The sequence below is a fragment of the Acidovorax sp. genome (assembly GCF_034519795.1).
Classification (GTDB): domain Bacteria; phylum Pseudomonadota; class Gammaproteobacteria; order Burkholderiales; family Burkholderiaceae_C; genus Acidovorax.
Window position 1 is genome coordinate 455,235 of sequence record NZ_JAXHOB010000020.1, and the last position, 18,767, is coordinate 474,001.

At 67.9% G+C, this 18,767-nt stretch carries 16 protein-coding genes; 5 read left to right on the plus strand and 11 right to left on the minus strand.

Annotated features, from left to right (window positions below):
- Positions 1-88 precede the first annotated feature (88 nt).
- Positions 89-1,321 (minus strand): alanine transaminase, encoded by a 1,233-nt coding sequence (gene alaC / locus U5N23_RS23315; RefSeq protein ID WP_322595101.1) that lies wholly within the window; start codon positions 1,319-1,321, stop codon positions 89-91.
- A 133-nt stretch (positions 1,322-1,454) separates the two neighbouring features.
- The gene (locus U5N23_RS23320; RefSeq protein WP_322595102.1) at positions 1,455-2,687 is read right to left on the minus strand and encodes an MFS transporter; all 1,233 of its coding nucleotides are present in this window, start codon (positions 2,685-2,687) and stop codon (positions 1,455-1,457) included.
- A 239-nt stretch (positions 2,688-2,926) separates the two neighbouring features.
- On the opposite strand from U5N23_RS23320, the gene U5N23_RS23325 reads away from it, so the two are divergent.
- Complete coding sequence (locus tag U5N23_RS23325; RefSeq protein ID WP_322595103.1) at positions 2,927-3,652, plus strand: haloacid dehalogenase type II; 726 nt, start codon at positions 2,927-2,929, stop codon at positions 3,650-3,652.
- Positions 3,653-3,668: 16 nt separating this feature from the next.
- Here the strand turns inward: U5N23_RS23325 and U5N23_RS23330 are convergent, their stop codons facing one another.
- The 3 genes from U5N23_RS23330 to U5N23_RS23340 form a co-directional block, all read right to left on the minus strand.
- On the minus strand, positions 3,669-4,754 hold the full coding sequence (locus U5N23_RS23330; RefSeq protein ID WP_322595104.1) for an adenylate/guanylate cyclase domain-containing protein: 1,086 nt from the start codon (positions 4,752-4,754) through the stop codon (positions 3,669-3,671).
- A 190-nt stretch (positions 4,755-4,944) separates the two neighbouring features.
- Positions 4,945-5,757 (minus strand): metallophosphoesterase family protein, encoded by an 813-nt coding sequence (locus U5N23_RS23335; RefSeq protein WP_322595105.1) that lies wholly within the window; start codon positions 5,755-5,757, stop codon positions 4,945-4,947.
- Between the two features lie 49 nt (positions 5,758-5,806).
- Complete coding sequence (locus tag U5N23_RS23340) at positions 5,807-6,904, minus strand: diacylglycerol/lipid kinase family protein (protein ID WP_322595106.1); 1,098 nt, start codon at positions 6,902-6,904, stop codon at positions 5,807-5,809.
- A 198-nt stretch (positions 6,905-7,102) separates the two neighbouring features.
- Here U5N23_RS23340 and U5N23_RS23345 point away from each other — a divergent pair, with 198 nt between their 5' ends.
- The gene (locus U5N23_RS23345) at positions 7,103-7,951 is read left to right on the plus strand and encodes a phosphatase PAP2 family protein (protein WP_322595107.1); all 849 of its coding nucleotides are present in this window, start codon (positions 7,103-7,105) and stop codon (positions 7,949-7,951) included.
- Here U5N23_RS23345 and urtE read toward each other — a convergent pair whose 3' ends face one another.
- The 6 genes from urtE to U5N23_RS23375 form a co-directional block, all read right to left on the minus strand.
- Positions 7,952-8,644: an urea ABC transporter ATP-binding subunit UrtE gene (urtE, locus tag U5N23_RS23350; protein ID WP_322595108.1), complete on the minus strand. Its 693-nt coding sequence runs from the start codon at positions 8,642-8,644 to the stop codon at positions 7,952-7,954.
- A gap of 634 nt (positions 8,645-9,278) precedes the next feature.
- A complete protein-coding gene (urtD, locus tag U5N23_RS23355; RefSeq protein WP_322595109.1) occupies positions 9,279-10,154 on the minus strand; it encodes an urea ABC transporter ATP-binding protein UrtD in 876 nt (291 codons plus the stop codon).
- The gene (gene urtC / locus U5N23_RS23360) at positions 10,151-11,299 is read right to left on the minus strand and encodes an urea ABC transporter permease subunit UrtC (RefSeq protein ID WP_322595110.1); all 1,149 of its coding nucleotides are present in this window, start codon (positions 11,297-11,299) and stop codon (positions 10,151-10,153) included. Before urtC ends, urtD begins: the two co-directional genes overlap by 4 nt.
- A 16-nt stretch (positions 11,300-11,315) precedes the next feature.
- On the minus strand, positions 11,316-12,890 hold the full coding sequence (gene urtB, locus U5N23_RS23365) for an urea ABC transporter permease subunit UrtB (RefSeq protein ID WP_322595111.1): 1,575 nt from the start codon (positions 12,888-12,890) through the stop codon (positions 11,316-11,318).
- A gap of 122 nt (positions 12,891-13,012) precedes the next feature.
- Positions 13,013-14,275 carry an urea ABC transporter substrate-binding protein gene (gene urtA / locus U5N23_RS23370; protein WP_322595112.1) on the minus strand — a complete coding sequence of 421 codons (1,263 nt, stop codon included), beginning with the start codon at positions 14,273-14,275 and terminating at the stop codon, positions 13,013-13,015.
- 237 nt (positions 14,276-14,512) lie between these two features.
- Positions 14,513-14,971, minus strand: a complete 459-nt coding sequence (locus tag U5N23_RS23375; protein WP_322595113.1) for an Lrp/AsnC family transcriptional regulator — start codon at positions 14,969-14,971, stop codon at positions 14,513-14,515.
- Between the two features lie 144 nt (positions 14,972-15,115).
- Between U5N23_RS23375 and U5N23_RS23380 the strand changes: the two genes are divergently transcribed.
- From U5N23_RS23380 to U5N23_RS23390, 3 genes are all read left to right on the plus strand, one after another.
- Positions 15,116-15,724 (plus strand): glutathione S-transferase, encoded by a 609-nt coding sequence (locus U5N23_RS23380; RefSeq protein WP_322595557.1) that lies wholly within the window; start codon positions 15,116-15,118, stop codon positions 15,722-15,724.
- Positions 15,725-15,820: 96 nt separating this feature from the next.
- Positions 15,821-18,094: a xanthine dehydrogenase family protein molybdopterin-binding subunit gene (locus U5N23_RS23385; protein ID WP_322595114.1), complete on the plus strand. Its 2,274-nt coding sequence runs from the start codon at positions 15,821-15,823 to the stop codon at positions 18,092-18,094.
- A 182-nt stretch (positions 18,095-18,276) separates the two neighbouring features.
- A complete protein-coding gene (locus U5N23_RS23390; RefSeq protein ID WP_322595115.1) occupies positions 18,277-18,738 on the plus strand; it encodes a (2Fe-2S)-binding protein in 462 nt (153 codons plus the stop codon).
- Positions 18,739-18,767 lie beyond the last annotated feature (29 nt).

Sequence of the window (18,767 nt, forward strand, 5' to 3'; positions counted from 1 at the left end):
CGCTCTGCGGCCACCCAGCCCGGCACCATGGGCCGCAACAGTCCATTGGTTGCGACTGCTACAGCACATCAGCAGAACGGCATGACTATCAGGCGGCAACCGATGCCACCGCAGGCACCTTCAACAACCCATCGGCCTTGAACATCGCCCGAATCCCGCGCACGGCCTGGCGGATACGGGCCTCGTTCTCAATCAGCGCGAAGCGCACGTACTCATCCCCCTGGTCGCCAAAGCCGATGCCAGGGGACACGCAGACCTTGGCCTTGTCGAGCAACTGGCGGGCGAATTCGAGCGAGCCCAGGGCGCGGTAGGGCTCAGGGATGCGGGCCCAGATGTACATGCTGGCCTTGGGGCAGTCCACGACCCAGCCCGATTCGGTGAGGCCTTTGTACAGCACGTCGCGGCGGCGCTGGTACTGGGCGGCGATGTCTTTCACGCACTGCTGGTCGCCCTCGAGCGCGGCGATGGCCGCGACCTGCAGGGGGGTGAAGGTGCCGTAGTCGTGGTAGCTCTTGATGCGGGCGAGCGCGGCCACGAGGTCGGGGTTGCCGACCATGAAGCCCACGCGCCAGCCGGCCATGTTGTAGCTTTTGGAGAGGGTGAAGAACTCCACGGCCACGTCCTTGGCGCCGGGCACTTCCATGATGCTGGGGGCCCGGTAGCCGTCGTACACGATGTCGGCATACGCCAGGTCGTGCACCACCAGAATGTCGTGCTTCTTGGCCAGGGCGATGACGCGCTCGAAGAACGACAGCTCCACGCACTGCGCGGTGGGGTTGCTCGGGAAGCCGAAGATCATCATCTTGGGCTTGGGGTAGCTGCCGCGGATGGCTTTTTCCAGCTCGGCAAAGAAGTCGACATCGGGCGCCACGGGCACGCTGCGGATGTCGGCCCCGGCAATCACCGCGCCGTAGATGTGGATGGGGTAGCTCGGGTCGGGCACGAGCACGGTGTCGCCCCGGTCCAGCGTGGCCAGCATCAGGTGGGCCAGCCCTTCCTTGGAGCCGATGGTGACGATGGCCTCGGTGTCGGGGTTGATGTCCACGGCATAGCGGTCTTTGTACCAGTGGCTGATGGCGCGGCGCAGGCGGGGGATGCCCTTGCTGGCCGAATAGCCGTGGGTGTCGGGCCGCTGGGCCACCTCGGTGAGCTTGGCCACGATGTGCGGCGGGGTGGCGCCATCGGGGTTGCCCATGCTCATGTCGATGATGTCCTCGCCACGGCGGCGGGCCGCGAGTTTGAGCTCGGCCGTGATGTTGAAGACGTAGGGGGGAAGGCGATCGATGCGCGCAAAGCGGCGCTTGCCCTGAGAAGCAGACATGCTGATGAACTTTCACGTAAGCGCCCGGAACCGTCCGAGCGACGTGGCTGGCAGAAAGGCCGGCCCGCATTCAATGTACATCAAACGCGGTGTTCGTTCCTCACATTGCGGCGGTGTCGCACCGCCGCTACGCTCAGGCGTTCAGGCCTGTGCTAGCGCGCGTGGTGGCCTTTTCGCTCGACATGGACCACGCGAAGATGCCCACGCCGCAGATGCCCAGCACCACGCCGACCCAGCCGGTGGAGGTCCACCCCATGCCGGCCGAAATGGCCACACCGCCCAGCCACGCACCCAGCGCGTTGGCGGCGTTGAAGGCCGAGTGGTTGAGCGCGGCAGCCAGGGTCTGCGCATGGCCCGCCACGTCCATCAGGCGGATCTGCAGTGCGGGGCCGATGGCGACCAGCGTGCCCAGGAAGAAGGTGGAGAGCGCAGCCGTGACGGGATGGTGGGCCGCGGGCACGGACAGCGCCAGCACCACGATGGACCACAGCAGCACCGTGCCCACGGTGGGCATGAGGGCCTTGTCGGCCATGCGCGAGCCAACGATGTTGCCCACCACCATGCCCAGGCCGAACAGCGCGAGCACGAAGGGCATGAGCGCAGGCGGCATGCCGGCCACCTCCAGCAACGTGGGCTTGATGTAGCTGAACACCGCGAACATGCCGCCAAAGCCGATGGCGCCGATGCCCAGGGTGAACCACACCTGCTTGCGCGCCAGGGCACCCAGCTCACGCAGCGGGCTGGCGCCGTGCGATGCCGGCATCTCGGGCACCCACAGGCGCACCATGACCACGGCGGCCACGGCGATGAGCCCCACGAAGACAAAGGCCGCGCGCCAGCCGAAATGCTCGCCCAGCGCCGCAGCAATGGGCACGCCCACCAGCGTGGCCGTGGTCAGCCCCAGCATGACCCAGCCCACGGCGCGCGCGCGGCGCCCCGGGGGTGCCAGCGCGGCGGCAACGAGGGCCGCCACACCGAAGTAGGTGCCGTGTGGCAGGCCGGTGAACAGGCGCATGGCGCTGAGCGAACCGTAGCCGGGTGCCAGGGCCGATGCGAAGTTGCCCAGCGCATACACCACCATCAATGCCATCAGCAGCGCACGCCGGCCCCAGTTGGCGCACAGCACGGCCAGCACGGGCGCGCCCACCACCACGCCCAGCGCATAGGCGCTGATGACGTGGCCGGCCTGCGGAATGCTCACGTTGATGTCGCGCGCCACCTCGGGCAGCAGGCCCATGATGACGAATTCACCCGTGCCGATGGAAAAGCCACCGACCCCCAGGGCCAGCACGGCGCGCACCAGGGTGCGGTCGTCGGTAGGGGTGTGGGCGATGGGCGACGACGTGGGGGACAGGGGCGCGGTCATGGCGGCAGCAGCAACGGCAACAGGGCAACGCCGCACCAGCCATGGGCAAGGCGGCGCAGAAGAAGCACGGGATGGGGAAGAAACGGAGTTACGGGGGTAAACCCGATTCATGTAACCATATCACGCCCCGCGCTGCGCTGCAGGGGCGGGGATATCTGTAACCTTGGTGAACAGGCCTCGCCAGCGGGGCTGCTACGCTAGTGGACTGAGCACGCCCCTCCTCCCACCAAGGACCGCGAATGACAACACCCAGCACAGCCGACCACATTGCCGACACCGTCAAGGTGCTGGCCTTCGACATTTTCGGCACCGTGGTGGATTGGCACGGCTCTATCGTGCGCGAGATGCAGGCGCTGTACCCGGCCGTGGATGGAGATGCCTTTGCCATTGCCTGGCGCAGCGGCTACCAGCCGGCCATGGCGCGCGTGATGCGTGGCGAGCAGGGGTGGACGCGCATCGACGCGCTGCACCGCGGCATCCTCGACGAGATACTGCCTAAATTCGGCCTGGCCCACCTCACCGAGGCCGAGCGCTGGCACCTGAACCACGTGTGGCAGCGGCTGGACCCATGGGCCGACAGCGTGGCCGGGCTCACGCGGCTCAAGACGCGCTTCACCATCACCACGCTGTCGAACGGCAACATCAGCCTGCTGACCCACATGGCCAAGCGTGCGGGCCTGCCGTGGGATTGCGTGCTGAGCGCCGAGGTGTTCCGCGCTTACAAGCCCCACCCGGACACCTACCTGGGCGTGGCGCGCACTTTTGACCTGGAACCCGCGCAGGTGGCGCTGGTGGCCACCCACCACGACGACCTGGAGGCTGCGCGCGCCTGCGGGCTGCGCACCATCTATGTGGAGCGGCCGCTGGAACTGGGCGCAGCCCGCCCCAAGGACTGCACGCCGCAGCCAGGCAACGACCTGCACACGTCCAGCATCCTCGATCTTGCCCAGCGGCTGGGTTGCTGAGCGCAGGCCTCGGAACCTATCGCGCCGCCACCAGCAGCTGCACGAACATCTGCACCTTGGCATGGCACTCGGGGCTGATGGAGGTGAACTCCAGCCCCGCCAGCCACTGCCCGCCCTCGGGCTTCAAGGTGATGACGCGGGCGTAGACGTCGGTGGCGTGGTATTCGACCAGCGTCAGGTCGAACTCAAGCTTGAGCTCGCTGTGCAGGGCCAGTTCTTCGGTCAGCTCGACCAGCAGGCCGTGGTAGCCGATGTCGCGGATGGCGGCGTGCACGATCTGCGGCACGATGATCTTGTCCTGGATGCGCTGGCACAGGCAGGGCAGGCGCGTGTCCACACGGTGGCTGCGGCGAAACTCCTGGCGCGGCACCTTGAGCTTGCGCGAGGGGATGGCCACCAGCTCGCGCAGGCCCACGGGCTGCTGGCGCCCCTTGACATAGACCTGCATGGGGGCCGACGCCGACACCAGCCCCCAGCAGCGCTGGTAGGTGGCCTCGCTGATGAGCACCTGCCCACGCAGGCTGAAGGCCTCGATGCGCGAGGCGAGGTTGACCTCTTCGCCGATGACGGTGTACTCGGAATACACGTCCGACCCGAAGCGCCCGGCCATCACCGTGCCGGTGTTCACGCCGATGCCCAGAAACACCTCGGGCAGGCGCTCGCGCATGTGGGCCAGGTTCAGGTCGCGCATGGACATCTGCATTTCGACCGCGCACATCAGCGCGCGGTCCACATCGTCCTCGCGCGCCACGGGCGCGCCGAACAGCACCATGATGGAGTCGCCCATGAACTTGTCAATGGCGCCGCCATGCTTGAACACCACCTCGCTGAGCAGGGACAGGCAGCGGTTGAGCGCGGGAATCACCACGCCCGCAGGCAGCGATGCCGACAGCGCCGTGAAGCCACGCAGGTCGGCCAGCAAAATGGTGACCTCGCGCGGTGCCACTACCAAGCCTTCGTTGAGTACGCCATCCGGCCCCTCGCTACCGCGAAGGATGGCCGCCATCTCGGCCGTGGCCGCCTCGTTGAGCGGGGCACCCGTCTCGCGGGCAATCAGCGCCTGCAGGCGACGCAGGGCATCGTGGTTGAATTCTTTGTGCATGGGCGGCAAGCGCAGGGGCTCCAATGGGAAGGGCCGGGGCCATGGAGGCGCCCGCCAGCCAGAATAGGGGCGCGCCGGGCCATCGGTCAAGCCGCCCGCGGGAAAACGACCAGGAAAACAACCAGCGAGTGGGCGGAGCGCGGCGGGCCCGGCACGGCAACTCGTGCGCGCATGCGCACCGTGCGGGCATTCACACCGCCAAAGCCCCTGTCGGGTCGTCCACCCACTGCCGCTGCACGCAGTGGAAGGCGGCACGCTCGGGGTCGTAGTCCCAGCGCGCGGCCCAGCGCAGCACCTTGTCGGGGTCTTGCGCATCGGCCTCATGGCTCAGGATGACCAGGCTGTTGGGGTAGCCATGGCGCAGGCGGTGCGATACCGCCGTGCCGGCCTGGCTGGCCCACAGGCCCGGCAGCGGTTGCAGCAGGCCGGCGGCGTGGGTGTGGCCCGACAGCAGCATCTGCGCACCGGCATCGCGCCAACGCAGCAGGGCCTCGTCGGCGCGCGCGGGGCGGTGCTCCCTATCCTGCGTGTTGCGGGCGGCGAGCGGATGGTGGGCGACGACGATGCGCCAGGGCTCTTCGTAGGCCTCGGCCAGTTGTTTTTCGACCCGGGCGATCTGGGCGCTGGACAGGCTGCCGCGCTCGTGCCGCCAGGGGCGCGTGGTGTTCACTCCCACGATGAAGAAGCGGCCCAGGTGCCGCACGGGTTCCAGGTCCTTGCCGAATTCGTGCTCGAAGCGGTCGTAGGCGCGACCCCAGCGCAGCCACCAGGCGAACAGCGGCAGATCATGGTTGCCGGGCAGCACCACCGTGGCGCCGACATCGAGCCCGCGGATGAAGCTGGCGGCCTGCGCGAACTGGGGAGCGGTGGCGCGCTGGGTGACATCGCCAGAGACCACCACCACTGAGACCCCGAGCTGGCGCGCCAGGGCCTGCACCGCGCGGCAGACCACAGGCTCGTGGGCGCCGAAGTGCAGGTCGGACAGGTGCATCAAGACGGACATGGGCGTAGGGTACAGGCGCCAGGGCGTGAGCGGGCGGATTCGGGCCCGGTCAGCCGGCTGCCATGGCGCCACCCAACGCGGGCAGGGGCACGATCGCGGGGGCCTCGGGCTCGGCGGCAACGTGGTCGGGCTCCTGTTCTGGCTGCGGGGCGGCGGAGCTGTCGCGGTCGAGCGTGGTGCGCGTGACCAGCCACAGCGGCTTGTCGTGCACCCGAAAGCGCAGCGGTGGCGCCATCCATTCACGCTCACCGTCGAAAGCCACCTTGACCTGCGCGGGGCGCCAGCTGGCGGGGGCCACGGTCATCTCGGCACAGGCCATGCTCACCACGGCACTGTCGCGCGCCAGTTGGCCGGTGGCCGCGTTCCAGACCGTGCGGGCCACTGACCAGCGGTCCTGCGGTTGCAGCAGCACGACGCCGAGCTGCCCGCCGTCGGCCACGGATTGGGCCTGCGTGAGGCCCATGCGGCCCAGCTGCAGCGGGTTGTTGCCGACGAACAGGGTGGTGACCAGGTGCTCCTCCTGCTGCGCCTGGGCACCTTCGTGCGTGCGCATGATGACGCGCCAGCGCCGCCCGCCGGCGGGGCGGAACATGCTCCACACCGCGGACAGGATGGCCACCATGCGCGAGCGGCCAAAGCGCTTGGAGGCCATCTCGCGCTCGGCCAGCAGGCGCGGGTACAGGCCCACGGCGGCGTTCACCACGAACATGCGCTCGTTGACGAAGCCGACCTGCACGGGGCGCATGTCGCTGCGCTCCATGGCGTGCAGCATGTCCTGCACGGCGATCTCGGGGTCGAGCGCCAGGCCGTGCTCGCGGCTGAAGTAGTTGAACGTGCCCATGGGTATTACCCCCATGGGCACCGCCTCGCGCAGGGCCGCCGCCGCCACCGCATTGATGGTGCCGTCGCCGCCTGCGGCCACGACCAGCCCGCCATCGGCCTGCGCGTCGCGCACCGCCTGGTAGGCCAGCTCGACGATGTCGCCGCGCTGGTCGGGCACGTGCCAGACCACGTCGTGCGCATGGGCTGCAAAGGCCCCTTCGAGCTTGGCGCGCACCAGGTCGAAGTCGGCGCCGGGGCGCTTGGGTACCACGAGGTGGATGCGCCCATGGGGATGGACGGCAGGGGGGCGATGGGCGATGGTCATGGATGAAAGGCAGGCTCCGATAGGCGGCATGGCGCCACTGTATCCATGGTGCCCTGAGCACCCGCCCGGCACTGTCAGCCACGGCGCTGTGAATCTGTCGGCGCCTTGTCCTACATTCACGCCCGGCGCAAAGGGGTGATGGGCGGTGCGATACAACCGCAGTATCCACCCGAAACCGAACGCTTGCCAGTGAATCCCATGAACACCACCGCCATCGGCCACCTCATCGCCAGCCACCCTATGGGCTGGTGGTTGGCGGGCCTGGCGCTGGCCGGCCTGGCGGGGCCCCTTGCGCTGTGGGGCCTGCGCACGGTGCGCCGACACGGCGGGCCGCTGCTGCAGCGCACGCTGCCCACGGCCATCGACCCGCGCTGGGCCCTGCTGGCAGGCATGCTGGCCGCTGCCTGCGCCGTGGTGCTGGCGGGCAGCGTGATGGCCGAGCTGGCCGAGAGCGGCAGTGAGCAGGACGGTGACTGGGGCGCGGTGGACGATGCCATTGCCGAAGCCCTGCGCCTGCACGCCGCCACCGGGGTGCTGCGTTTCTTTGCCGCCCTCACCCACCTGGGCGACACCGCCGTGCTCACCGCGCTCACGGCCCTGGTGGCCGCCGGCCTGTGGTGGCGCGGCCACCGCCTGCTGGCCACCGGCTGGCTGGCGGCCATGGGCGGCAACGGGGCGCTGACGCGCATCCTGAAAAGCATTTTCGAGCGCGCCCGACCCGAGCACCTGCACCACGGCGTGGCGCAGGCCGATGGCTACAGCTTTCCCAGCGGGCACAGCAGCGCCTCGATGGTGGGCTACACCCTGCTGGCCTACCTGGCCACGCGCCTGCTGCCACCGCGCTGGCATGTGCCCTGCGTGGTGCTGGCGGGCATGCTGGTCTTCACCACCGGCTGGAGCCGCATGGTGCTGCAGGTGCACTACGCCAGCGACGTGCTGGCCGGCTGGCTGCTGGGCGGCACCTGGATGGTGTGCACGGTGCTGGTGATCGAGGGCGTGGCGCGCTGGCGGCACCGGGGGGATGTGGCACGCACGACCGCAGCCTGATCAAATGGCCACCAGGTTGCGGATGCCCTTGGCTTCCATCTCGCTGCCCGGCCCGCGCGCGATGACCTCGCCGCGCTCCATGACGAGGTACTGGTCGGCCAGCTCCTGCGCGAAATCGTAGTACTGCTCGCACAGCAGGATGGCCATCTCGCCCTTGTCGGCGAGCATGCGGATGACGCGGCCGATGTCCTTGATGATGCTCGGCTGGATGCCTTCGGTCGGTTCGTCCAGGATCAACAGGCGCGGCCCCGGCGCGAGGGCGCGCGCGATGGCCAACTGCTGCTGCTGCCCGCCCGAGAGGTCGCCGCCACGGCGGCGCAGCATCTGCTTGAGCACCGGGAACAGCTCGTACAGGTGCGGCGGCACGGGGGTGGAGCCGCTCTTGTAGGCCAGGCCCATGCGCAGGTTCTCTTCCACCGTGAGGCGGCCGAAGATCTCGCGGCCCTGGGGCACGAAGCCGATGCCTGCGCGGGCGCGGTCATACGGAGTCGCCTTGTCGATGGCCTTGCCATCGAAGCTGATGGCGCCGCTCTTGATGGGGACCAGGCCCATGAGGCTTTTGAGCAGGGTGGTCTTGCCTACGCCGTTGCGGCCGAGCAGGACGGTGACCTTGCCGGGTTCGGCGGTGAGGCTCACGTCGCGCAGGATGTGGGAGCCGCCGTAGTACTGGTTGATGTTTTGGACGGTGAGCATGTTGGTTGGCCTATGTCGGGTGCCTATGGTTACTTCTGCTCTTGTGCAGAGGGCGGAGGCCGGGTCTCGGCCCGGCGGCCGAGGTACTTGTTCTTTGCTTCGCCAAAGAAAAGTACCCAAAAGAAAGGCGACCCCGCTGCCCGTGTCAGAAGGGGGTGGGAGCGGGCTCCACTCGGGCCATTGCTTCGCTCGGCCTGTGGTCCTTCGCTGCGCTCGGCTCGCCAGGGCGGCTGCGCCGCCCGTCGGCAGCGCACAGCGCGAGCCGACCCCAGGCGCAGCTGCGAAGCAGCAGCCGTGTTTGTCCCCGCTCCCCACCCCTTCTGGCTGCGCCGAGAAGCGCAGGAGCTGGGGTGGGCGTGTGTGCCGAAGGACACACACGCTTCGTGAACTGACTTGCCGCAGCTGTCTGAGCGAAGTTCGAAGAACGTAGCGAGTTCTGCGGCACCACCCCAGGTCCGAGCATCGCAGGTTGCCCCCATTCGCCCGACAGGGCGAATGGGGGACGCAGACTGGGGGTCGCCTTTTCTTTGCCTACTTTCTTTTGGCGACGCAAAAGAAAGTAGGTGCGCCGCCGGGCGCACATCCCGGCCTCCGCCCTCAAACAAAGCACAGAAGAACGAAGAGCAGCAAACCATCACCGCCCCAGATAAACCTCAATCACCCGCTCATCCGACTGCACCTGGTCCAAGGTCCCCTGCGCCAGCACAGACCCATCGCACAGCACAGTCACGATCTCAGAAATAGTGCGGATGAACCCCATGTCATGCTCCACCACCATCAGCGAGTGCTTGCCCTTCAGGGTCAGGAACAGCTCGGCCGTGCGAGCCGTCTCGTCATCCGTCATCCCGGCCACAGGCTCGTCGAGCAACAACAACTTCGGGTCCTGCATCAGCAGCATGCCGATCTCCAGCCACTGCTTTTGCCCATGGCTCAAATTCCCCGCCATGCGCGCCACGCTGCCCGCCAGGTGAATGGTGTGCAGGATCTCGGCCAGCCGGTCGGACTGGGCCGAATCGAGCTTGAAGAACAGGCTCGACGACACGCCCTTGTGGGTCTTGAGCGCCAGTTCGAGGTTCTCGAACACGGTGAGCTGCTCGAACACCGTGGGCTTCTGGAACTTGCGGCCTATCCCCAGGCTGGCGATCTCGGGCTCGTTGTGGCGCAGCAGGTCGATGGTGCTGCCGAAGAACACCGTGCCGCTGTCGGGCCGGGTCTTGCCGGTGATGATGTCCATCATCGTCGTCTTGCCGGCGCCGTTGGGGCCGATGATGCAGCGCAGCTCGCCGGGGGCGATATCGAGGCTCAGGTTGTTGATGGCCTTGAAGCCGTCAAAACTCACGTTCACGTCTTCGAGGTACAAAATGCGGCCATGCGTGACGTCCACCTCGCCGGGTGTGGCGATGCGCGAGAAGCCCGCGGCGCGGCCGCCCGATTCGGTCTGGCCGGAGGCCACCGGGGCGGCCTTGGCAGCAATGCGGCGCGCGCCCTCTTCCATCAGGTCCGGGGTCATTGCGTGCCTCCCTTCTTGTCGTCGTTGTTCTTGTTCTTGCTGCCGAAACCGAATTTCTTCACCAGGCCCACCACGCCGTTGGGCAGGAACAGGGTGACGGCAATGAACAGCGCCCCCAGGAAATACAGCCAGAATTCGGGCGCCGTCACTGTGAGCCAGCTCTTGGCGCCGTTGACGATGAAGGCGCCGACGATGGGGCCGATCAGCGTGGCGCGGCCACCCACGGCGGCCCAGACCGCGATCTCGATGGAGTTGGCGGCGCTCATCTCGCCGGGGTTGATGATGCCGACCTGGGGCACGTACAGCGCGCCGGCCACGCCGCACATCATGGCGCTGATGGTCCAGATGGTGAGCTTGTAGGGCAGCGGCGAGTAGCCCGAGAACATGACGCGCGTTTCGGCGTCGCGCACGGCCTGCAGCACGCGGCCGAACTTGCTGCGCACCAGCCAGCGGGCCAGCAAGAAGAAGCCGAGCAAGGTGAGCCCCGTGAGCACGAACAGCAGCATGCGCATGTTCTGCGTGGCAATCGGCTGGCCCAGGATGCGCTTGAAGTCGGTGAAGCCGTTGTTGCCGCCAAAACCCGTCTCGTTGCGAAAGAACAGCAGCATGGCCGCATACGTCATGGCCTGGGTGATGATGGAAAAGTACACGCCCTTGATGCGCGAGCGGAAGGCGAAGTAGCCGAACACGAAGGCCACCAGGCCGGGCACGGCCACCACCAGTATGAGCGTGGCGATGAAGCTGTCGGACAGCATCCAGTGCCAGGGCAGTTCCTTCCAGTCGAGAAACACCATGAAGTCGGGCAGCTCGCTCTTGTAGTTGCCGTCGCGGCCGATCTGGCGCATGAGGTACATGCCCATCACATAGCCGCCGAGTGCGAAGAACAGGCCGTGGCCCAGGCTCAGGATGCCGGTGTAGCCCCAGATCAGGTCCATGGCGAGCGCGCAGATGGCGTAGCACATGATCTTGCCGAGCAAGGCCACGGCGTAATCGCTCATGTGGAACACGCTGCCGGCGGGCACCACCAGGTTGAGCAGCGGCGCCAGGGCGCAGACCACGATGAGGGCGACGATGAAGGCCGACCAGCCGGTGCGCGTGAGCAGCGGGGCCGAGGCGGGCAGTTGGAGAGAAGGCTTGGTAATCATGGTATGGCTTGCCCGTTCAGTCCGCTGTACGACCCTTCACCGCGAAGATCCCTTGGGGCCGCTTCTGGATGAAGATGATGATGAACACGAGCACGGCGATCTTGGCCAGCACGGCGCCGGCCCAGCCTTCGAGGAACTTGTTGAGCACGCCCAGGCCCAGGGCCGCATACACGGTGCCGGCCAGCTGGCCCACGCCGCCCAGCACCACGACCATGAAGGCGTCGACGATGTAGCTCTGGCCCAGGTCGGGGCCGACGTTGCCCACCTGGCTCAGGGCGCAGCCGGCGAGACCCGCGATGCCCGAGCCGAGCGCAAAGGCCATGGTGTCCACCCGCGCAGTGTTCACGCCCATGCACGAGGCGATGGGCCGGTTCTGCGTGACGCCGCGCACGAACAGGCCCAGGCGCGTGCGCCCGATGAGCCAGCCCATGGACAACAGCACCGCAATCGCAAAGCCGATGATCACGAGGCGGTTGTAGGGCAAGGTGAGGTTGGAAAGCACCTGCACGCCACCGCTCATCCAGGCGGGGTTTTCCACACCCACGTTCTGCGCACCGAAAATCGTGCGCACCAGCTGCATCAGCACCAGGCTGATGCCCCAGGTGGCCAGCAGCGTCTCCAGCGGGCGGCCGTACAAAAAGCGCAGCACGCTGCGCTCGAGCACCGCGCCCACCAGGGCCGATGCGCCGAAGGCCAGCGGCACCGCAGCCACCAGGTACCAGTCGAAGGCGCCGGGCAGGTATTTCTGGAACAGGCCCTGCACCACGTAGGTGGCATAGGCGCCGATCATCATCAGCTCGCCGTGGGCCATATTGATCACGCCCATCAGGCCGTAGGTGATGGCCAGGCCCAGCGCCACCAGCAGCAGGATGGACCCGAGGCTGATGCCCGAGAACGCGGCGCCCAGGCGCTCGCCCCAGGCGAGCTCGCCGTCGATGGCCCTGAGGGCCGCCTGCAGCGCGGCCTTGACCTTGGCGTCCTCTTCCACCGTGGCGCGTTCGTTGAGCAACAGGCGCGTGTCGGGCGTGGCGCTCAGCGACAGGGCCTGCGCGGCGGCGATGCGCTGGGCCGCGTCGTCGCTGCCCAGCAGGGTGGCAGAGCGGGCCAGTTCGAGCTGCGCCTTGATGGCAGGTTGTGTCTCTTGCGCAAGGGCTTTGTCGAGCAGCGGCAGGCGGCCGGCGTCGGGCTCGCGCGTGAGGGCCTTGGCAGCGGCCAGGCGCTTGGCCTCGTCCTTGCCGAACAGGGCCAGGCCGGCCATGGCGGTGTCGATCTCGCCGCGCATGCGGTTGTTGTTGATGATGTCCTCGGCGTCTTCGGGCACGGGCACTTCGGTGCCGGTGACGGGGTCCTGCCCCTTGCCGTCGCGCACGACGATGGCCTTGCCCGCCACGATCTTCACCTCGTCCGCGGCAAGGGCCTGGAGGAAGGCAGCGATGCGCTCGTCAGGCTGCACGATGGCCTGCTGCACGGCGGCCACGCGCTCGTCGGTGTCGCCGGCGGCCATGGCCAGCGCCTGCTCGGCCGTGAGTGCCTGCGCAGGGCCGGCCCACGCGAGCAGGCACAGCCATGCCATCGAAAGAAATCTGAACATAGTGCGTCAGTCAATGCCTGTGGAGGCACCCCGCAAGGCGGGGTGCGCCCGGAAAGAAAAAAGGGAGGGGCACGGCAGCGCCCCTCCCCTTGCAAGGCGCCTGTCCGCCTTGGGCGATGCCGTTACTTCTTGGCAGGTTCGTCGGGCTTCTTGTCGTTGCCTTCGATGTAGGGGCTCCATGGCTTGGCCTTGACGGGGCCAGGGGTCTTCCACACCACGTTGAACTGGCCGTCGGCCTTGATCTCGCCGATGAACACGCTCTTGTGCAGGTGGTGGTTCTTTTCGTCCATCTTGGAGACGATGCCCGACGGTGCCTTGAAGGTCTGGCCGGCCATGGCGGCGATCACCTTGTCGACATCGGTGCTCTTGGCCTTCTCGACAGCCTGCTTCCACATGTTGATGCCGATGTAGGTGGCTTCCATCGGGTCGTTGGTGAGCGGCTTGTCCTTGTGGCCGGCGATGCCCTTGGCCTTGGCGTAGTCGCCCCACTTCTTGATGAACTCGGTGTTGGCCGGGCTCTTGATGGACTGGAAGTAGTTCCAGGCGGCCAGGTGGCCGACCAGCGGCTTGGTGTCCACGCCGCGCAGCTCTTCTTCGCCCACCGAGAAGGCGACCACGGGCACATCCTTGGCCTTCAGGCCGGCGTTGCCCAGTTCCTTGTAGAAGGGCACGTTGGAGTCACCGTTGATGGTGGAGACCACGGCCGTCTTGCCGCCCTGGCTGAACTTCTTGATGTCGGCGACGATGGTCTGGTAGTCGGAATGGCCGAAGGGGGTGTACTTCTCGTCGATGTCGCTGTCCTTCACACCCTTGGACTTGAGGTAGGCGCGCAGGATCTTGTTGGTGGTGCGGGGGTACACGTAGTCGGTGCCCAGCAGCACCCAGCGCTTGGCGCTGCCGCCGTCCTTGCTCATCAGGTAGTCCACCGCGGGGATGGCCTGCTGGTTGGGCGCGGCGCCGGTGTAGAAAACGTTCTTGGACAGCTCTTCACCCTCGTACTGCACGGGGTAGAACAGCAGGCCGTTCATTTCCTCGACCACGGGCAGCACCGACTTGCGGCTCACCGAGGTCCAGCAGCCGAAGATCACCGAAACCTTGTCCTGGCCCAGCAGCTGCTTGGTCTTCTCGGCGAACAGGGGCCAGTTGGAGGCCGGGTCCACCACCACGGGTTCGAGCTTCTTGCCGAGCACGCCGCCCTTGGCGTTGATCTCGTCGATGGCCATCAGCACGGTGTCCTTGAGCACGGTCTCCGAGATGGCCATGGTGCCCGACAGGCTGTGCAGGATGCCGACCTTGATGGTGTCCTGCGCGTGGGCTGGCAAGGCAGACAGGCCAGCGAGCGCAGCGACGGCCGCGAGGGCCTTGAGGGAATAACGACGTTGCATGTGTGCTTCTCCAGTAGAGGGGTTCAAACCGCTTCGCCCGATGGCGCCTTGGTGGGCGCATGGTTCGGTCGATGGAATGGATTCTGGAGACAGCCCCCCGGATCGGGAATACGCCGGGTGGCGTACACGGCCAGTTACAAGCGGGGCAAAAATCGCCACTTCACCCAAGCTGTTCGGTCGCCTTCAGCTACCAAAAGCAGAGCAGAAACCTTCCCCTCGGCATACGCCACCGCCCGCTCAGCGCGCCGGCCGCTTGAGCGCATGCACGGTGGTGGTCTTGCGCACCGGGCTGGACAGCACCAGCGAGGTGGTCACGCCGCCGTGCTGCGCCAGCGCATCGACCACGCGCTGCAGGTCCTCGGGCTCGGCGATGGCGCAGCGCACGATGAAGCAGTCCTCGCCCGTGACGCGGTCGGCCTCCAGCACCTCGGGCATGGTCTCGAACAGCTTCACATAGGGCGCAATGCCGGCGTGCGTGGTCTGTATGCGGATGAGGGCCTGCAGGCGCACGCCGATGGCGCGCAGGTTGACGCGCGCGCCGTAGCCCTCGATCACGCCCGCGTCTTCGAGCTTGCGCACGCGCTCGCTCATGGCCGGTTGCGACAGCCCGATGCGCTTGCCCAGGGCGGCCAGGCTCTGGCGGGCGTCGGCCTGCAGGGCTTCGAGGATGAGCCAGTCTTTCTTGTCGAGTTGCATGGTGGGTGGGGGAAGGGGGTGGTGCAGGAGCCGATCATCCATCGGTTTGGCGTCCATTGTTCCGATGCCTTGCCCTTCCTGCGCAGCGCTGGGGCGCCTATCGTCCCAAAACCTCTTCACGATCTTTCAGGAAAGAAACCCATGCTGCAGTTGGTTGGAATGCTCGATTCGCCCTATGTCCGCCGCGTCGCCATCGCGCTCACGGTGCTCGATGTGCCGTTCACGCACCTGCCGCTGTCGGTGTTCAGCACCTTCGATGCGTTCGGGCGCATCAACCCCGTGGTCAAGGCGCCCACGTTGGTCTGCGACGACGGCGGCGTGCTCATGGATTCGACGCTGATACTGCAGTGGGCGGCCACGCTGTCGCCGCGCCGGCTGCAGCCAGCGGGCGGCCCGGCGCTGCAGCGCGAGCTGCGCCTCACGGGCCTGGCGCTGGCCGTGTGCGAGAAGGCGGTGCAGATCGTCTACGAGCACCAGTTGCGGCCCACCGAGAAGCTGCACGCCCCCTGGCTGGAGCGCGTGACGGGCCAGTTGCTGGCCGCCTGCGCGCTGCTGGAGGCAGAACTGGCGCGTACGCCCCTGCCTGCGCCCGCCAGCGAGATCGGCGACGCGGGCATCACCATCGCCGTGGCCTGGGATTTCACGCAGATGATGGTGCCCGACACGGTGGCGGCGGCTGGCTACCCGGCGCTGGCCGCCCATGCGGAGCAGGCAGAGCGCTTGCCGGCCTTTGCCGCATGGCCGGCGCGCTGAATCGGGCGCTTGTGTCGCCTGGGCGCATCGCGCCCGACATCCTGCCGGTATACGATGGCCCCTACCCATCGCTCCGACGAGAGGCAGGCAACAACCATGGTGAAACGACGCACAGTGCTCTGGGGAGGCGCCGCCACGGCCGGCGCGCTGGTGATTGGCTGGGGGGTGCTGCCCCCGCGCCAGCGCCTGCGCACGGGCGATCCCCTGCCCACGGCGGGCGGCCAGGCGGCGCTCAATGGCTGGCTCAAGATCGGCGCCGACAACACCGTCACGGTGATGATGGCCAAGGCCGAGATGGGCCAGGGCACGCACACCGGGCTGGCCGCCATCCTGGCCGAGGAGCTCGATGCCGACTGGCCCCAGGTGCGGCTGGAGATGGCGCCCATCGACGACATCTACAACAACCTGGTCACCGTGGTCGACGGCCTGCCCTTCCACCCCGACAACGATGGCTCGATGAAGGCCGTGGCCGGCTGGCTCACCGCCAAGACCATGCGCGAGGTGGGTGTGATGATGACGGGCGGCTCGTCCAGCATCAAGGACCTGTGGCTGCCCATGCGCGAGGCCGGCGCCAGCGCCCGGGCCATGCTGGTGCGCGCAGCGGCCGCGCAGTGGAACGTGCAGGCCACCGAGTGCAGCGTGCAGGCCGGCGTGGTGGAGCATGCCGCGGGCCAGCGCGCGAGCTTCGGCGAGCTGGCGGCCCTGGCCGCGCAGCAGCCGCTGCCGGGCAAGGTGGCGCTCAAGGAGGCGGCGCAGTTCCGGTTGATCGGCAAGCCGCTCACGCGCATCGAGGCGCGCAGCAAGCTCGATGGCACGGCTGTTTTCGGCATCGACGCCAACCCGCCCGGCCTGCTGCATGCCGCCGTGGTGATGTGCCCCACGCGCGGCGGCAAGGTGGCGCGCATGGAGGGCGCGGCTGCCGAGAAGCTGCCGGGCGTGAAGAAGGTGCTGACCGTGGATGCGCTGAACGGCAGCACCGGCGCCGTGGCCGTGATCGCCGACACGCCCTGGCATGCGCGCAAGGCCGTGGCGGCCATCACCGTGGAGTGGGACCACGGCCCGGCGGCCGCACTGTCAAGCGCGGCGGTATACACCCAGTTGGCCCAGGCGCTGGGCCAGGCCAAGGGCTTTGGCTACCACCAGAGCGGTGATGCCGAGGTGGCCATGCAGGGCGCGGCGCGCACCCTCACGGCCGACTACCGCGCGCCCTACCTGGCGCACGCGGCGCTGGAGCCCATCAACTGCACGGTGCACTTCAAGGACGGAGCGGCGACGGTGTGGACCTCCACCCAGGTGCCCGACCTGGCGCGCACGGCTGCGGCCAAGGTACTGGGCATCGCCGAGGACAAGGTGGACGTGCAGCAGTTGCTGCTGGGCGGCGGCTTCGGCCGCCGGCTGGAGGTGGACTACGTGGCCCAGGCCGCCGCCATTGCGCGCGAGGCCGGTGGCGCACCGGTGCAGACGCTGTGGACGCGCGAGCAGGACACGCAGCACGATTTCTACCGCCCTGCGTGCATGGCGCGATTCAAGGCCGGCTTTGATGGCGAGGGCCGGCTGGTGGCCTGGGACAACCTCTCGGTGGGCCAGGCCATCGTGCCTCAGGTGCTCGGGCGCATCTTCGGCCTGCCCGGGGCCGGACCGGACAAGACCACCTCGGAAGGCGCCTTCGACCAGCCCTACGAATGGCCCAACGCACGCATTGCGCACGAGATCATCGCGCTGCCGTTGCCGGTGGGCTTCTGGCGCTCGGTCGGGCATTCGCACCAGGCTTTCTTCAAGGAAAGCTTCATGGACGAGGCCGCAGCTGCGGCCAAGCAGGACCCGGTGGCCTTTCGGGCCAGCCTGCTGCAAAAGCACCCGCGCCACCTGCATGTGCTCAAGAAGGCGGCCGAGCTGGCGGGCTGGGGCCAGCCGCTGGCAGCCGATGCATCGGGCGCGAAACGCGCCCGGGGCATTGCGCTGCACCAGTCCTTCGGCTCCATCGTCGCCCAGGTGGCCGAGGTGTCGGTGGCGGCAGACAGCAAGGCCATCCGCGTGCACCGCGTGGTCTGCGTGATCGACTGCGGCGCGGCCATCAACCCCAACCTCATCACCCAGCAGATGGAGAGCGCCGTGGTCTTCGGCCTCACGGCCGCGCTGCATGGCGAGGTCACCGTGGACAAGGGCCAGGTGCAGCAGGCCAATTTTCACGACTACCCGCTGCTGCGCATGGCCGAGTGCCCGCGCATCGAGGTGCACATCGTGCCCAGCGCCGAGCCGCCCGAGGGCGTGGGCGAGCCGGGCGTTCCGCCCATCGCCCCGGCCGTGGCCAACGCCCTCTTCGCGCTGAATGGCCAGCGCCTGCGCAGCCTGCCGCTGCGCCTGGCCTGAGAGGCTGAGAGTCTTGCGTCCATGCCCGCCTTGCACGCCAAAACACCCCGGCTCGTCGTTGCAAATGCTCGCCATAGCCCGAGCTATGGCTGTGCTTTGCGCCTGGATCCAGTGCGTTTTGACGCGCCTTTCGGACACGGCCAAAAAACTCCCAGCCTCTGACCCCTCAAGGAGCCCCATCCATGCCCACCACCCTTCGCATCAACGGCAAGGCCGTCTCCGTGAACGCCGAGCCCGACACCCCCCTGTTGTGGGTGCTGCGCGGCGAGCTGCACATGAACGGCACCAAGTTCGGCTGCGGCATGGCGCTGTGCGGCGCCTGCACCGTGCACCTGAACGGCGAGCCCATGCGCGCCTGCGTCACGCCGCTGTCCGCCGTGGGCGAGGCCGATGTGACCACCATCGAGGGCCTGGTCGGCCCCCAGGCCGAAGCCCTGCGCAACGCCTGGATTGCGCTGGACGTGGCCCAGTGCGGCTACTGCCAGAGCGGCCAGCTGATGTCGGCCTGCGCGCTGCTCACCAAGACCACGCAGCCCAGCGATGCCGACATCGACGCCGCCATGTCGGGCAATGCCTGCCGCTGCGGCACCTACCCGCGCATCCGCGCGGCCATCCACCAGGCCGCAGGCAAGCAACCCGGCTGACAGACGCCGCCGGAATGCGCCAGCGGGGC

Excerpts from the sequence above, each read along its gene's own strand:
- alaC (WP_322595101.1), bottom strand. The coding sequence starts at position 1,321 with ATGTCTGCTTCTCAGGGCAAGCGCCGCTTTGCGCGCATCGATCGCCTT.
- U5N23_RS23320 (WP_322595102.1), bottom strand. The coding sequence starts at position 2,687 with ATGACCGCGCCCCTGTCCCCCACGTCGTCGCCCATCGCCCACACCCCT.
- U5N23_RS23325 (WP_322595103.1), top strand. The coding sequence starts at position 2,927 with ATGACAACACCCAGCACAGCCGACCACATTGCCGACACCGTCAAGGTG.
- U5N23_RS23330 (WP_322595104.1), bottom strand. The coding sequence starts at position 4,754 with ATGCACAAAGAATTCAACCACGATGCCCTGCGTCGCCTGCAGGCGCTG.
- U5N23_RS23335 (WP_322595105.1), bottom strand. The coding sequence starts at position 5,757 with ATGTCCGTCTTGATGCACCTGTCCGACCTGCACTTCGGCGCCCACGAG.
- U5N23_RS23340 (WP_322595106.1), bottom strand. The coding sequence starts at position 6,904 with ATGACCATCGCCCATCGCCCCCCTGCCGTCCATCCCCATGGGCGCATC.
- U5N23_RS23345 (WP_322595107.1), top strand. The coding sequence starts at position 7,103 with ATGAACACCACCGCCATCGGCCACCTCATCGCCAGCCACCCTATGGGC.
- urtE (WP_322595108.1), bottom strand. The coding sequence starts at position 8,644 with ATGCTCACCGTCCAAAACATCAACCAGTACTACGGCGGCTCCCACATC.
- urtD (WP_322595109.1), bottom strand. The coding sequence starts at position 10,154 with ATGACCCCGGACCTGATGGAAGAGGGCGCGCGCCGCATTGCTGCCAAG.
- urtC (WP_322595110.1), bottom strand. The coding sequence starts at position 11,299 with ATGATTACCAAGCCTTCTCTCCAACTGCCCGCCTCGGCCCCGCTGCTC.
- urtB (WP_322595111.1), bottom strand. The coding sequence starts at position 12,890 with ATGTTCAGATTTCTTTCGATGGCATGGCTGTGCCTGCTCGCGTGGGCC.
- urtA (WP_322595112.1), bottom strand. The coding sequence starts at position 14,275 with ATGCAACGTCGTTATTCCCTCAAGGCCCTCGCGGCCGTCGCTGCGCTC.
- U5N23_RS23375 (WP_322595113.1), bottom strand. The coding sequence starts at position 14,971 with ATGCAACTCGACAAGAAAGACTGGCTCATCCTCGAAGCCCTGCAGGCC.
- U5N23_RS23385 (WP_322595114.1), top strand. The coding sequence starts at position 15,821 with ATGGTGAAACGACGCACAGTGCTCTGGGGAGGCGCCGCCACGGCCGGC.
- U5N23_RS23390 (WP_322595115.1), top strand. The coding sequence starts at position 18,277 with ATGCCCACCACCCTTCGCATCAACGGCAAGGCCGTCTCCGTGAACGCC.